14 protein-coding genes and 2 other annotated features are annotated in these 15,416 nt (G+C 34.3%); of the genes, 13 read left to right on the top strand and 1 reads right to left on the bottom strand.

Features of this window, described 5'->3' with window-relative positions:
• Positions 1-92 precede the first annotated feature (92 nt).
• Positions 93-476 carry a YxiG family protein gene (locus QE109_RS09950; RefSeq protein ID WP_281094319.1) on the bottom strand — a complete coding sequence of 128 codons (384 nt, stop codon included), beginning with the start codon at positions 474-476 and terminating at the stop codon, positions 93-95.
• Between the two features lie 156 nt (positions 477-632).
• Positions 633-867 (top strand) — a binding site (T-box leader).
• A 41-nt stretch (positions 868-908) separates the two neighbouring features.
• On the opposite strand from QE109_RS09950, the gene metG reads away from it, so the two are divergent.
• From metG to galU, 13 genes are all read left to right on the top strand, one after another.
• Positions 909-2,840 (top strand): methionine--tRNA ligase, encoded by a 1,932-nt coding sequence (metG, locus tag QE109_RS09955; RefSeq protein ID WP_281094320.1) that lies wholly within the window; start codon positions 909-911, stop codon positions 2,838-2,840.
• 121 nt (positions 2,841-2,961) lie between these two features.
• Complete coding sequence (locus QE109_RS09960) at positions 2,962-3,732, top strand: TatD family hydrolase (protein WP_281094321.1); 771 nt, start codon at positions 2,962-2,964, stop codon at positions 3,730-3,732.
• Positions 3,733-3,799: 67 nt separating this feature from the next.
• Complete coding sequence (gene rnmV / locus QE109_RS09965) at positions 3,800-4,354, top strand: ribonuclease M5 (protein ID WP_281094322.1); 555 nt, start codon at positions 3,800-3,802, stop codon at positions 4,352-4,354.
• Between the two features lie 25 nt (positions 4,355-4,379).
• Positions 4,380-5,258: a 16S rRNA (adenine(1518)-N(6)/adenine(1519)-N(6))-dimethyltransferase RsmA gene (gene rsmA / locus QE109_RS09970; protein ID WP_281094323.1), complete on the top strand. Its 879-nt coding sequence runs from the start codon at positions 4,380-4,382 to the stop codon at positions 5,256-5,258.
• Positions 5,255-5,809 carry a GNAT family N-acetyltransferase gene (locus QE109_RS09975; RefSeq protein ID WP_281094324.1) on the top strand — a complete coding sequence of 185 codons (555 nt, stop codon included), beginning with the start codon at positions 5,255-5,257 and terminating at the stop codon, positions 5,807-5,809. Before rsmA ends, QE109_RS09975 begins: the two co-directional genes overlap by 4 nt.
• 19 nt (positions 5,810-5,828) lie before the next feature.
• A complete protein-coding gene (locus QE109_RS09980) occupies positions 5,829-6,683 on the top strand; it encodes a DegV family protein (RefSeq protein ID WP_281094325.1) in 855 nt (284 codons plus the stop codon).
• Positions 6,684-6,780: 97 nt separating this feature from the next.
• On the top strand, positions 6,781-7,980 hold the full coding sequence (locus QE109_RS09985; RefSeq protein ID WP_281094326.1) for an HD-GYP domain-containing protein: 1,200 nt from the start codon (positions 6,781-6,783) through the stop codon (positions 7,978-7,980).
• A gap of 64 nt (positions 7,981-8,044) precedes the next feature.
• Positions 8,045-8,249 (top strand) — a binding site (T-box leader).
• A 45-nt stretch (positions 8,250-8,294) separates the two neighbouring features.
• Positions 8,295-9,524, top strand: coding sequence for a tyrosine--tRNA ligase (gene tyrS, locus QE109_RS09990; protein WP_281094547.1), 1,230 nt, complete (start codon positions 8,295-8,297; stop codon positions 9,522-9,524).
• A gap of 156 nt (positions 9,525-9,680) precedes the next feature.
• A complete protein-coding gene (locus QE109_RS09995; protein ID WP_281094327.1) occupies positions 9,681-10,466 on the top strand; it encodes a hypothetical protein in 786 nt (261 codons plus the stop codon).
• A 38-nt stretch (positions 10,467-10,504) separates the two neighbouring features.
• Complete coding sequence (locus tag QE109_RS10000; RefSeq protein ID WP_281094328.1) at positions 10,505-10,948, top strand: peptidylprolyl isomerase PrsA family protein; 444 nt, start codon at positions 10,505-10,507, stop codon at positions 10,946-10,948.
• Positions 10,949-11,284: 336 nt separating this feature from the next.
• The gene (locus tag QE109_RS10005; protein WP_281094329.1) at positions 11,285-12,034 is read left to right on the top strand and encodes a lytic transglycosylase domain-containing protein; all 750 of its coding nucleotides are present in this window, start codon (positions 11,285-11,287) and stop codon (positions 12,032-12,034) included.
• Between the two features lie 104 nt (positions 12,035-12,138).
• Positions 12,139-14,529 carry an ATP-dependent DNA helicase gene (locus QE109_RS10010; RefSeq protein WP_281094330.1) on the top strand — a complete coding sequence of 797 codons (2,391 nt, stop codon included), beginning with the start codon at positions 12,139-12,141 and terminating at the stop codon, positions 14,527-14,529.
• Positions 14,526-15,386: a UTP--glucose-1-phosphate uridylyltransferase GalU gene (gene galU, locus QE109_RS10015; RefSeq protein WP_281094331.1), complete on the top strand. Its 861-nt coding sequence runs from the start codon at positions 14,526-14,528 to the stop codon at positions 15,384-15,386. Before QE109_RS10010 ends, galU begins: the two co-directional genes overlap by 4 nt.
• The last annotated feature ends 30 nt before the right edge of the window (positions 15,387-15,416 follow it).

Raw genomic sequence — 15,416 nt, forward strand, 5'->3', positions numbered from 1 at the left:
ACTTTGAAATCAAAGTTAAAGGGACTATCATATCAAAATTGATTGAATGAAAGTCCCTTTTTTAAAGTAATAATTATTAAATTGTACGAATATTATCTCACATTGAATTCTTGCTTGTTTATGGTGATTTTGTGAGCATCTATGAATAATGATGAATCGTTGATACTTACAGCAAAATTAGGGATCGACACAAATATTTCGTCATCAGCAGGGGCGTTTGCAGCAGAAAATTCTCCAAAACCATAATGGTCATAAGAAATTGTGTTGAGATTCTCGCCTTTGATCTGAAGATCGGTAGGTAAATCATGGTCGATATAATAAAATGCTTTTATATCTTCGAAAACTATTTCAGCAGCATCAGTAGCGTTTGCATTGCTGATTGCAACTGATATTTTATCAAAATCCATGTCAAAATGAATAGAATTAATGGTTCCTTTAGCATAGTTGTCTAATATGGGATGAAAACTATTTGACATTAAACACCTCTTTCGTATAAACGTTGAAAATCGACTATCTTCAAACTAGTATATTAATATCACATTATGATTAGGTAAGCAACACATTTTTTAAATGTTACAAATATTTTAGGTTGCACTTTTTTCGATGCTATGTTAGAATTTCAGTATTAAATAACAAAGGTGAAGATAGGAAGAGTAATTACTGAAGCATTTTTAGAGAGTTTGCGGTTGGTGAGAGCAAATATTGTGACAGTGGTGAAGATGGCCCTTGAACCGAAAATGTGAATTTATTTAGCATTTTCCGGATTTGTACACGTTAACGTACAGTTGATTGTTTGATCAACATGAGGAAATCATAGTGATGTGATTTTGAATTAGGGTGGTAACACGAACTGACTTCGTCCCTTTGAGGGTCGAGGTTTTTATATTTTTTGATAGGAGGAGATTTTTATGTCTAAGGGTACTTACTATGTAACAACACCGATTTATTATCCAAGTTCTAAACTCCATATTGGGCATACTTATACGACTGTAGCAGCAGATGCTATCGCAAGATATAAGCGTGTTACAGGATATGATGTTATGTTCTTAACAGGTACAGATGAGCATGGTCAAAAGATTCAAAATGTCGCTAAAGAAAAGGGACTTCATCCTAAAGAATTTTTAGATGGTGTAGTATCTGAAATTCAAAATTTATGGGAAACCATGGAGATTTCATATGATAAATTCATTCGTACAACAGATGATTATCATGAGAGACGTGTTTCAGAACTTTTTAAGATATTATATGATAAAGGTGATATATATAAAGGAGAGTACGAAGGTCTTTATTGTACACCGTGTGAGTCGTTTTGGACTGAGTCACAACTTAAAGATGGCAAATGTCCTGATTGTGGTAGAGCGGTTCAAAGTACAAAAGAAGAAGCTTATTTCTTTAAATTATCTAAATATCAAGATAGATTACTTGAACTATTTGAGTCAAATCCAGATATTTTAGAACCGAAATCTAGAATTAATGAAATGGTAAATAACTTTATAAAACCAGGATTAGAAGATTTATGCGTTTCTAGATCTACATTTGACTGGGGAATACCAGTACCAATAGATGAGAAACATGTCATTTATGTTTGGCTTGATGCACTTAGTAATTATATTACTGCACTTGGCTATCCTGAAGAAAAAGATGGAGATTTTGCTAAATATTGGCCAGCAGATGTCCACCTTGTGGGAAAAGAAATTGTTAGGTTCCATACAATTATTTGGTTTGCAATCTTAATGGCGTTGGATGTACCAGTGCCGAAAAAAGTTTTTGGTCACGGATGGATTTTACTAGAAGGTGGAAAAATGTCAAAATCTGTTGGTAATATCGTTGACCCTGTTGTCTTAATTGAAAGATATGGCGTAGATGCCCTTAAATATTTCTTGTTAAGAGAATATACTTTTGGACAGGACGGACTATTTACTAACGAAGTTTTACTCAATCGAATCAATGCAGACCTTGCCAATGATCTTGGCAATCTCGTTTCAAGATCAATTTCTATGGTTGAAAAATACCGCGGGGGTGTAGTGCCTGCTGCAAAAACAGCAACAGATTTTGATGAAGATTTGAAAAACATCGCTACTTCGGCTAGTAATCTTGTAGACAAGCGTCTAGATAATTTGGATTTTTCAAATGCGCTTGAAGAAATCTGGAAAGTTATCAGACGTACGAATAAATATATAGATGAAACGATGCCATGGGCGCTTGCTAAAGATGAAGCTAATGCAGGTGTTTTAGATAGTGTACTTTATAATTTAATTGAGAGTATCCGTATTATATCTGTATTAATCCAACCTTTTTTAATACACACTTCGAGAAGTATATGGAATCAAATTAATGTAAATGAAGGCGATGCAACTGCTTGGGATACTTCTGTAGAGTTTGGTATTTATCAGCCTGGTACAATAGTGAAGAAAGGTGAAGCCTTATTCCCTAGAATAGATATTAAAGTTGAACTTGAAGCTTTGGAAGCACTTGCTCGTGAAAATAATGCTGCACCTAAAATCACTTATGCACCAATTAAGCCGGAGATTACGATAGATGATTTTTCAAAAGTTGATTTAAGAGTTGCTAAGATTATAGCTTGCAAAGCGCACCCTAATGCTGATAAATTATTGATTTTATCATTAAAAGTGGGTGACGAGGAAAGGCAAGTTGTATCTGGAATAGCGAAGCATTTTAATCCAGATGAACTTATCGGAAAAGAAGTGATCATCGTTGCTAATTTAAAACCGGTAAAATTACGAGGAGAATTATCTCAAGGTATGATTTTAGCTGCAACCAGTGGCGAAAAACTTGCACTTGTAAGTGCAGAAATAGAAGATGGTAGTTCTGTTTCTTAAATTCTGATTAAATTGACTGAGAATACTCTGTACAGATGTGCAGGGTATTTCTTTTTTTATGAGAATAAGGCATAATATAAGAAGAGAAGTTATTTTTTATGGTATACAAAGGAGGCGCAACGTGTTTTTTGATTCACATTCACATATAGATGCAAGTCAATTTGACCACGATAGAGACTTAGTGATAAAAAGAGCTGAGCTCAATGGTGTAAAGTATATACTAAATCCCGGTGCGGATTTTGATTCAAGCGTTAATGCGGTAGCCCTAGCAGAAGAAAATGAATTTGTTTATGCAGCTGTAGGGATTCATCCACATGATGTGGAAACTATGGATGAGGTAATGCTAGATGCACTTGAAAAAATGACAGCGAGTCACAAAGTAAAAGCAATAGGTGAGATCGGGTTAGATTATTATAGGGATTTATCTCCTAGAGATCTTCAAAAAAAATGGTTTAGAAAACAACTTCAACTGGCAAAAAAACTTGATTTACCGGTGATAATTCATGATAGAGATGCAAATGAAGATGTCTTAACTATTTTAAAAGAAGAAAAGTCTTTTGATACAGGTGTTTTAATGCACTGTTATTCTGGTAGTAAAGAGCTCGCCATGCAATATATTAAACTTGGCGCGTATATTTCAATAGCTGGTCCAGTCACATACAAAAACGCGAGAAAAACAGTGGAAGTTGTCGAAGCTGTTCCACTTGATCGCTTAATGATTGAGACAGATGCACCTTATCTCACACCAGAACCCAACAGAGGTAAGAGAAATGAGCCTATGTTTGTAAAACACACATGCCAAAGAATGGCAGATATTAAAGGTCTGAGTTTAGAGGAGATGGCAGAGGCAACTTTAAATAATGCTAAGATGTTCTTTAAAATTACGGAGTAGATGTTATTATGTCATTTATTTGTGAGCGCATTAAAAATATATAAATATTGAATAGAAAAGAGAAAAAATGGAACGAGTAAAAGAGACGATTGTCGTTGAAGGAAAAGATGATGAAGCTGCAGTGAAAAAGGCAGTCCAATGCGAAATTATTATCACTAGAGGATTTGGTTTAAACGAGGGGATATTTAAACGAATTGAACATGCTGCCAAAACGACTGGCATTATCGTTTTTACTGATCCCGATTTTGCAGGTGAACGCATCAGAGAACGTATCGCTAAGAGGATTCCTAATTGCAAACATGCTTTTCTAAGTAGAGAAGACGCTGAGTATAAAGGTAATATTGGAATAGAAAATGCTACACCTGAAAGTATTATCGAAGCACTTGCAAAGGTGAGAACACTTAAAACGGTTAGCGAAATGATTTTTACAAAACAAGACTTATTTGAATTAGAACTTGAAGGGTATCCTCATTCAGCTCAACTGAGAAATAAACTTGGTAAAATTCTAGGAATAGGTTATTGTAACGCTAAGCAATTTTTAAATAGACTGAACCATTATGGTGTATCCAGACAAGAATTTATAGATGCGTATGAAATCTTGAGTTTAAGTATAAAAAAATAATAATGAAATATGAAAAGAGGCAAATATGGAGCGATTAACATCGCCAAGAACAATAAAATACATCATGGAGAAATATGGGTTTAGGTTTAGCAAAGGACTTGGACAAAATTTCATCATCGATGAGAATGTTTTAACACGTATTATTGAAGGCTCTGAAGTCACTAAAAATGATATGATTTTAGAAATCGGCCCTGGGATTGGTGTATTAACTGATGTGCTGTGTGAAAATGCTTCAAAAGTAGTTTCCGTCGAAATTGATAAATCGTTAATTCCGGTTTTAACAGAAACAGTAGGACATCATGAAAATTTAAAAGTAATCAATAGTGATGTGTTGAAAATAGATGTAAAAGCATTGATCGCGGAAGAATTTGGTGATGTAAAACCTAAATTAGTTGCCAATCTTCCTTATTATGTGACGACACCCATTATCATGATGTTTTTAGAAGAGCGTATCCCTATAAGTGATTTAGTAGTTATGATCCAAAAGGAAGTTGCAGATCGAATTGTAGCGAAGCCTTCTACCAAAGCTTATGGTGCTTTATCGGTAGTAGTACAATATTTTACAGAGCCTTCTATTGTGACGAGAGTATCAAGAGGGTCTTTTATGCCAATGCCCAATGTCGACTCAACAGTGATAAGGTTAAAAGTTAGAGATGTTTCTCCTGTACAATTGGAGGATGAAGCAATATTTTTCTTAACCATAAAAGATGCATTTGGCAAGAGAAGAAAAACGCTACTAAATGCATTATCTTCAGGTTTTTTAAAGATTAGTAAAGATCAAGCTAGAGAAGCACTTGAGATCGCAGCAATAAATGAAAATACTAGAGGTGAAGCTTTAGATATAAATACATTTGCTACGCTTGCAAATGCAATCTATAAAGTAAGAAATAAGGAAGAGAAATGAAATCAGTGATTAAAACACCAAGACTCACCTTGAGCGTATTAGATGCAAAGTGGTCAGAAAAAATATGCCAATATTATATAGACAATAGGGACTTTTTAGAGTCTTGGGAACCCTATAGGCATAATAGCTTTTATACTATTGATACACAAAAGATAGCATTAGAACTCGATTATCAAGGGATGATTAGAGGCGAGATGATAAGATTTTGGATTATTGAAGATGAAACTGAAGAAATTATAGGCTCAGTTGCACTTACAAATATAATTAAAGGCGTTTTCAAGTCTTGCTATCTTGGGTATAAGCTATCTAAGAAGCATATCAATCTAGGTTATATGACTGAATCGATACAAGCAGTTATAAATTATGCATTTGATGAGATGTATCTACATCGAATAGAAGCTAATATCATGCCCCGTAATTTTGCATCAATAAGAGTGGTTGAAAAATTAGGATTTGAATTTGAAGGCTGCTCAAAGCAATACCTTAAAATCAATGGAATATGGGAAGATCACAATCGATACGCTCTTTTAAATACAAGTTTGAGTGATTGACGATCTATGGAGGCAGAAAATGAATATAAAAATTGTTACAGATAGTGCATCTGACTTACCCAAAGCTGTGATAGATGCATCAAATGTAGAAGTATTGCCACTAATTGTTTATTTAGATGGAAAAGAATATTTAGACAATGTTACAATTGAACCAGATACTATTTATAATGCTATGAAAAAGGGAAGTGTTGTTAAAACAGCTCAAATCCCACTTGTATATTTTATAGAGAAATTTGAGAACTATGCACAAAGCGAAGATTATTACATTTATTTGGCCTTTTCTTCTGTACTTTCAGGGACTTACCAATCAGCAGTTTTGGCATATGAAGAAGTTAAAGAAAAATACCCTGAGTTTGAGATGACAATAATTGATACTAAGTGTGTCTCACTTGGTTTGGGTATAATTGTAGTAGAAGCGGCTAAAATGGCTGAAGATGGTGCAACGCTTGATGAAATATTAGATTATATACAAAAGACAACCTCGCATATGGTGCATGTTTTTTCTGTGGATGATATGGAATATTTGCTTAGAGGTGGTAGAGTAAGTCGCTCCCAAGCAATCATAGGTAATATACTTAATATTAAACCGATCCTCCATGTTCAAGAAGGCGCACTTGTTCCTTTTGATAAAGCCAAAGGTAAGAAAAAGCTTCTTTCTAAGTTGTATGAGTATATTGCAAATCGCGGAACTAAACTAGATCAACAAATTGTTGGGATAGCACATACTTTAAATGAAGAAGAAGCTTTAGAAGTAAAAACCCATTTTGAAACAGTATATGGAACACGTAAATTTATAATTACTCAACTTGGCTGTGCAGTTGGCGCGCACTGTGGACCAGGTATGATTACCATTTTCTTTAAAAGTGAAGTCTAATGAGTAGTATGAAATAATCTTATACTTATGTATAATAGAAACAAGCAATATGTGAATAAAATAAACTCTTATTTTAAGAAAGCTGATGGTGACTATAGTGAGAAAAGTAGAATATAATCATTTAGAAGAGGGCATGATTTTAGGAGCGCCTATAGTAGATGCTGAAGGAATAGTAGAATTATTAAGTAGAGGCACAAGATTGACTCAAAGACATATTGCATTGATCAGTAAGATGGGTTTGATGGATATCTATGTCCTTGATGATGAAAACGAGCCTTTTGAAGAAACCTCTTTAGATCTTGAAAAGATTATTAACACAGCTAAAGTCTCATCTAGCAATTTTGACATGAATAAACTTAAAAGTGATTTAGATGAGATCGAAGCTCAGATATATGAACCTACTATTCGTAGTGTGGTCAATCGAAATATGGAGATTCACGTTTTAACTGGTGAGGGCAATATTCCGATTGATGTAAAACATGAAAAGTCTATTTTAGATACCAAATCAGTTTTTAATAAAATTCGAGATGAAGGTGAATTGGATTTAGAGCGCATAAGACGTAATGTAGAAGAAACTTTACCAGATATGATCCGAAATAACGATGTCTTAATGAGACTTAATCAACTGAAAGAAAATGATGATTATACTTTTCAGCATTCAATTAGAGTTTCGATTTTAGCAACAATGATTGGCAAGTGGTTAGGGTATTCACATGTTGAACTGATTGAGTTAGGCGAAGCAGGTCTCTTGTTTGATATTGGCAAGTTAAATATCCCTGATTTTGTGCTTCAAAAGCCAACCAATGTAACCCTGGATGAGTATGAACTTATTAAAAAGCATGCTCAATTTGGATATAGTATTTTGTTAAAGACAAAAGGAATTTCATCGAACATTAAGTATGCAGCACTTCATCACCACGAAAGATTAGACGGTTCTGGTTATCCTCTTAGATTGGGTGAGAATCAAATTCATGATTTTGCTAAAATTATCATGGTATGTGATGTGTTTGATGCATTAATTACAGATCGACCATATAAAAAAGGAATTTCACCACTGCTCGCAGCTGATTATATCTTGTGGTCAAGTGGAAAATTGTTTGATTCAGAAGTTTGTTATGTATTCATCAAGCGACTTTCAGAATACTTCGTGGGAAAACACGTTAAATTATCAGACGGAAGAGAAGGAACCATCGTTTATGTGGATACTAACTATCCAACACGACCAACTGTTCAAGTTGGTGATTTGTTTGTTGACCTTATTAAGAATAGAGATTTAAACGTAGAAGTTTTGATGTAGGAGTTACTTTATTAAAAGATGCTTGACATCTTTGTGAAAATTATTTATACTTTACAATAATTAAACAAGAGCGTTGAATGGGTTAAGTAAAAGTATATGTGTGACATTAGAGACTGGATGTTTGGTGCAAATCCAGCACAGTATATTTTGAATTATGCCCCAGGAGCTATAGTGAGAAATCACTACGTACCAGGCGATAACTGGTTTGAGGTGCTGCTTATCTAAGTAGCATGAAGTAAGGTGGTAACACGGGTTCTCTCGTCCTTTGATGGGAGAGCCCTTTTATTTTTTGAAAAAATAGTAGAGGTGAGATGATGAAAAATATCTATGATGTATTAATGGAACGTGGCTACATTGAACAAGTGACACATGAAGAAGAAGTTAAAGAGTTACTCTCGAAGGAAAGTACAACTTTCTATATTGGTTTTGATCCAACTGCTGATAGTTTACATCTTGGTCATTTTATACAAATTATGGTCATGATGCACATGCAACGTGCTGGTCATAAGCCAATCGCTTTAATTGGTGGTGGTACTGCAAAAATTGGAGATCCTTCAGGCAAAACAGATATGAGAAAAATGCTTACACCAGAAGATATCGTAAGCAATGGTGAAGGGCTTAGAAAGCAAATGGAGAAGTACTTAGTATTAGATGGTAAGTCAGGCTATATCGCAAACAATGCTGTCTGGCTAGATGAGCTTCAGTACATTCCTTTTATTAGAGAAATTGGAAGTAAGTTTTCAGTGAATAGAATGCTTACGGCAGAATGTTTTAAACAACGCCTAGAAAAGGGATTGAGTTTTCTAGAATTTAATTACATGATTATGCAAGCTTATGATTTTCTTGAACTTGAAAGAAGACTTGATTGTCAGATGCAATTTGGAGGAAATGATCAATGGTCGAATATCATAGCTGGTGTAGATTTAGTTCGAAGAATGGACAGTAAACAAGTGTTTGGATTAACCTTTAAATTGCTTTTGACCAGTGATGGAAAGAAAATGGGAAAAACTGAGAAAGGTGCAATTTGGATCGATCCAGAGAAGACATCTCCATATGAGCTATTCCAATACCTAAGAAATGTTGAAGATGCAGATGTTGATAATTGTTTAAGACTTTTAACATTTTTACCTATGGATGAAGTGAGGCGTTTATCGGCACTTGAAGGGTCTGAAATCAATAAAGCAAAAGAAGTACTTGCTTTTGAGTTTACAAAAATCGTTCATGGTGAAGAAGAAGCAAATAAGGCTTTAGAAGCTGCCCGTGCTTTGTTCGCAGGTGGTGGAGAGTCATCCAATGTACCTTTTACTGAGATGAGTCGAAAAAAGTTTGTCGATGGAGTTTCTCTATTAGATTTACTTTTAGAAATTGGTCTAATCCCATCAAAAGGTGAAGGCAGAAGATTGGTTCAGCAAAATGGCATACATGTTCAAGATAAAGTTGTTGCTGATTTTGGCCTAGTTGTAGACTTAGCACAATTTGAAGATGATAAACTTATGATTAGAAAAGGCAAAAAAGTATTTCACAGAATACAGTTAATAGATTAAACTAGAATTAAGAAAACTTAAATAGTCTTACAATTCCAGTGAAAAAAATGATAAGATCGCTAGTAAAATGTTGCTATTTAAGGATTTTGAACTTAAAGTGTAAACTGTAAACACTGTGTTGGATCAATAAGGACAGGTGCGAGTTTGGAGGGTAAAATGGAGATTTGGGAAGCCATTGAACAAGAAATTTTCAAAAATGATCGATTAGACATCTATGAAAAGATGTGTTTGCTGGTTTTAATGAGTCAAGGAGAAGAAGCGCATTTAACCTCTATACAACTTGCAAATTATATGGGGTGTGGTTTAAATACAGCTAAACGTGCTTTTGATTCTCTGAGAATTAAAGGGTTTTTAGCGAAAGATTATGAAGGTGAAACACTAGTGCGAAGAGAGAGTAATGTTGTAAGAAATGAAGAAGCAATAGAAATTTCTCGACCAATTAATGAAGAGTCTGATGACTTTAAAGCAGGCTTTTTTAAACCAGTGGAAGATCATCCTGTTAATCGTGAAGATAAATCCAATAAGGAATCAAGTGACTTCAACCATTCATATTCTGAAAATCCTGAAGCTGATCGAAGACGACAAATGGCTGCTTATCTTCTTGGTGGAGATGATGAACCCAAGCAAGGGTTTGTGAGCAAAAAGGAATCGAATCAACCTTTAATTGATCAAGTGATTGATCTAATAGACGAAAAAATTAGTTTTAAAGAAGCAAATATAATTTTAGCTTTTGCATCTGGGGATATGGATAAAATTCGTAGAAAATATAAAGTTGCAAAGCAATCACAAGTAAGCGATACCATTAGCGTTTTGATCAATGAATTACAAAAAAAAGAGTCTACAGTAATTAAAAGCGAAGCGCAATCAGTAGAAAATACTCAAATTGATACAAATAGACTGCAAAAAATGCAAGCTTATCAAAATAGTAGGTTTAAACCTTGATGACCTTAAATAGCAAACGGGGAAAAAAGCGACTTTCAATGTTATTCATTTTATGCATAGTGCTTACACTTTCAGCATGTGGCGCTTCTGATTCAAAGGTTAACCCTAAAGTTGAAATTTCTTCGGAAGAAACATTGGAACTTGAAGTGCCAACACCAACTGAAGAAATGGACTTGGTAAGGGCAAGAGTTATGGAGGAAATGCGTGTTTTTGATGTGAATGTACATCATGAAGCCATCTATTCTGAAATTGAAAATTTGCCTGAAAGCCTTGATTCAGAAGAGCTGAAGAGAAAAATAAATGAAGCTGTATCCAGTTATATGGATGAATATTTTAAAGAAATTATTGGAAATATTCTATTGGAGTATAATGATACATACATGGCAGAAGACGTGGAAACCATTTTTGAAACTACCTCTCGATCCGCATTATATGAGTTAATTGTCCTATATGAGTATACTTTTTATGAAAATAACCGTTAAAAAAGCATAAAATGCCACTAAATTTAGCGAGCTTTTGACATCCGTCAAGCTCGCTTTTTTCATGGCTTTAGAGGCGAATTGGAACAATATGGGTTTTCGTTTGTATGATGTTGACAATACAATTGTGTGCATTTTAGCAACCGTATGTTCTAAATGACTAAATACAACGTTTTCAAGCGTGGTAAATAAAGGAAAAATCAAAAGCTGTTTAGTGGTTAACAACATAAGTTACATTTTCTTAATTGACAGTTCAAAAGCTTGTGATATAATTTGTAAGTCATGATGGAACATAGCGCATTTGCTATGTTCATATTATTTTTAAGAAAGGTTGAGATCATGAAGTCAATTAATAAGATTTTTTTAGGAGCCGCGGTATGTCTATTTATGGTTGTAGGTATACTGTGTATAAACCAAATTGAAGCGAATAAAAAAATAGAAGCTTATGAAAATCAAATTCAACAATTAAATGCGCAAATAAACTCTCAAGAAGAAGAAATAAATAATTTATCAACAATGCTAAAAGTTGCAAATCAAACATTAGAAAATCAAAAGCCAATGGTTGATGATTATATGGAAATTTCAAAATTCGTAGATTTTGATGCGATTGAATCACCACAACTTGAAAAGGCAAGAGAAATTTCAGAAGCAACTCCACTTGATTATGAAAGTGCATTGGTATTAGTTAAGTATGCGGATATGTATGATATTCCATATTCATTGGTGCTTGCGATTATCGATGTTGAGAGCAATTTCACTAAAGATTCAGTGGGTAGTTCACAGGATAGGGGTTATATGCAAATTATTCCTGTCACAGAAAAGTATTTAGCCACTCAATTTGGTGAAGAGCTGGGCTTGACCTATGATCCGGAGCGTATATTTGAACCAGAGTATAATTTAGCCTTGGGCATCAAATACTTGGATGAGCTTATGAATACGTATGGTGCAAACTATGATAGAATCCTATCGGCATACAATAGAGGTTCTGGAAATTTGAGTAAATACTATGAGGCTTATAAAACGTATAGTACATCGTATTCAAGAAAAGTTCTTAATAACGAAACACTCTATGTCGCTTTAAATGATTAATAAGAAATTAAGACGAAACAACCATATGAAGAGCTTTTACTGGCTCTTTTTTCTTTTTTTTGATACAATGAATTTACGAACATACGTTCACAAAGGATGACGATATGAACTCTCAAAAATTTCAAATATCAGTAAGAGGACTAGTGGAATTTGTTTATAGATCAGGTCATTTAGATATGCGGTTTCAAAGTAAATCTAAGATGGCAGATGGTATAAAAATTCATCAAAAAATTCAAAAATCACAAGGCATAGACTATCAAGCTGAAGTAACACTTCAAAAGAATATATTAATAGAGGATAATTCTGGATCCGTAGAACTTTTAGTTAATGGAAGAGCAGATGGCATTCTTGAAACAGATGAAGGTTTTATTATCGATGAAATCAAGGGTACTTCTCAGTTCCTTGAAGAAATAGAAGTGGATACGCACCCCCTTCATTGGGCTCAAGCTAAGATTTATGGTGCAATTTATTCCGAACAAAATGACTTAGAGGAAATTCAGATTCAACTTACTTATGCCCATTTTGAAAGCAATGAGATCAAACGGTTAAGACAGCGATTTACTAGGGATGAGTTGATGCAGTTTTTACATGACACTGTAAAACTTTATAAAAAATGGCTGTTTTTCAAAAGAGATTGGAAACTCAAGCGAGACTCAAGTCTGGATACACTTGAATTTCCTTTTGATAACTACAGAGCCGGCCAAAGACCACTTGCTGTATCTATCTATAACACGATTAAAGACGGTGGCGTGCTATACGCTGAAGCCCCGACCGGTACTGGAAAAACGATGTCTACTTTGTTTCCGAGTATTAAAAGTATGTCACAGGGCTTTGTAGATCGTATTTTCTATCTCTCCGCAAAGACAATAACCAAAGTAGTTGCAGAAGAAGCCATTGAACTACTTTATAGTTCATCTGCTGGAAAGATGAGGCTCAAAGCGTTAACCTTAACAGCTAAGGAAAAGATTTGCCTAAATGAAAAAGTGACTTGTTATCCTGAAAAATGTCCGTATGCTCTTTCATACTTTGATAAAAGCCTAGATGCACTTTGGGATATTATTGTAAATGAGCGTACATTTAATAAAGATATAATTATTAAGTATGCTGAGAAACATAAGGTATGCCCATATGAATTCTCCCTTGATTGTGCACTTTTTTCGGATGTTATTATCTGTGATTATAATTATGCCTTTGATCCTCGTGTGTACTTAAGGCGATTTTTTGAGTTCCCTACAGAAAACTATGTCTTTCTTGTTGATGAAGCTCACAATTTGGTAGATCGTGCGAGAACGATGTATTCAGCTGAAATTCACAAAGACAAATTCTTTGATGTGAAAAAGAAATTGCAAAAAAACGATAAATCAATTTCTAAAGCATTAGATGGAATTAACAAGATGTTTCTAAATGTACGCAAAAAATGTGATGAAAAAGGAATCTATGTTCATGACGATGAAATATCCGATGTGTATGAACAGGTTAAGAAGAGAGCTGCAGTTTTTGAAAAATGGTTATCAGAAAATCATCAAGCTGAATTTTATGATGATATCCTCGAACTTTATTTTGATATAATTGGTTACATGCGTATAAGTGAACTTTATGACCATGGTTATAGTTTTTATATGGTAGAAGGGGATAAACCCAGTACAGTGGTGAAACTTTTTAATGTTAATCCATCTTCACAACTAAAGAGGTTTATCGATAATTCAAAAGCTACGATTTTCTTTTCTGCAACACTGTCCCCTTTAAAGTATTACAGCACGCTGTTAACCGGTGAGATGGAACCAAAAGCTTTAGCGCTACCTTCGCCATTTGATACTAACAGAAGAAAGCTTATGTTTGCGACTGATGTTTCTGTTAAATTTAAAGATCGAACGGATGCAATTCCTAAAATTGTAGAATATATACATCAAATGGCCAGTGCTAAGTGTGGCAACTATATGGTTTTCTTTCCTTCTTATTCTTATATGCAACAAATCCATGAGCTGTTTCAAGCGCTTTATGGCTTCAAATATGATATAATAAGACAAAGACGTGAACTTAATGATGAAGAAAAAGCTGATTTTTTAAATGAGTTTGAACTTGGTGCAGCACGTCATACTTCGCTTGATTCACAGTCATTAATCGGATTTGCAGTACTAGGAGGTCATTTTTCTGAAGGCATCGATCTAAAAGGAGATCTATTAATTGGTGTGATGGTCATCGGTGTTGGATTACCGATGATTAGCTTTGAAAATAACCTTATTAAAAATTATTTCGATTATGAATTAAGTAATGGTTTTGAGTTTGCTTATCAATATCCTGGAGTAAACAAAGTGATGCAAAGTGCTGGTAGAGTTATCAGAAGTGAAGAAGATAGAGGTGTTGTAGTCCTAATAGATCAAAGGTATCAAACGCCTTATTATAGAAGGACACTACCGAGAGATTGGGGTAAATGTTTTACCGCTATTGATTCATTTGAAAAACAACTAAAAGTATTTTGGGAGGACTATTCATGAAAGTAAAAAAAGCAGTTATACCCGCAGCAGGTTTTGGTACGCGTTTTCTTCCGGCAACAAAATCCACACCGAAAGAAATGTTAACCATAGTTGATCGACCTGCGATTCATTATAATGTAGAAGAATTAATTGAAGCAGGCATTGAAGATATATTGATAATTATCGGTAGAAATAAAGAAGAAATAGCGAACTATTTTGATCGTTCGCCAGAACTTGAATTGTTTTTGAAAGAAAACGGAAAAGAAGAGTTATACGATCTTACTGAGCGGATTTCTAACATGGCGAATATCCATTATGTTAGACAAAAAGATGCACGCGGTCTAGGCCATGCAGTGCTTTGTGCGAAAACTTTTGTTGGCAATGAACCTTTTGCCTTGCTTTTAGGGGATGACTTGGTATATTCTTCAAAACCATGTATACAACAACTTGCGGAAATGTATGAGCAATATGAAAGTACAATTATAGGTGTCCAAGCTGTTGATAAAAATCAAGTTAACAAATATGGGATTATCGATGGTATGAAAGTCGGAGATAGTTTATATGAAGTTAAAGACCTTGTAGAGAAACCCAATGTTGAAGAAGCACCATCAAATATCGCAATTATGGGTAGGTATATCCTAACACCTGATATTTTTGAGATGATTGAAAATACAGAACCTGGAAAAGGGAATGAAATTCAACTTACCGATGCATTGAAGAAACTTAATGAACAGAAAGAAATCTATGCATATGAGTTTGAGGGCAAGAGATATGATACAGGGGATAAACTGGGTTATTTAATAGCCACTGTAGAGTATGCACTTAGAAATGAAGAATTATCAGAAGACTTTAGAGATTATCTTAAGAAATTATTATAAATAAAAAAGCTGCACAAGGTATAATATTCC

The organism is Fusibacter bizertensis, from assembly GCF_029914245.1.
Taxonomy (GTDB): domain Bacteria; phylum Bacillota; class Clostridia; order Peptostreptococcales; family Acidaminobacteraceae; genus Fusibacter_C; species Fusibacter_C bizertensis.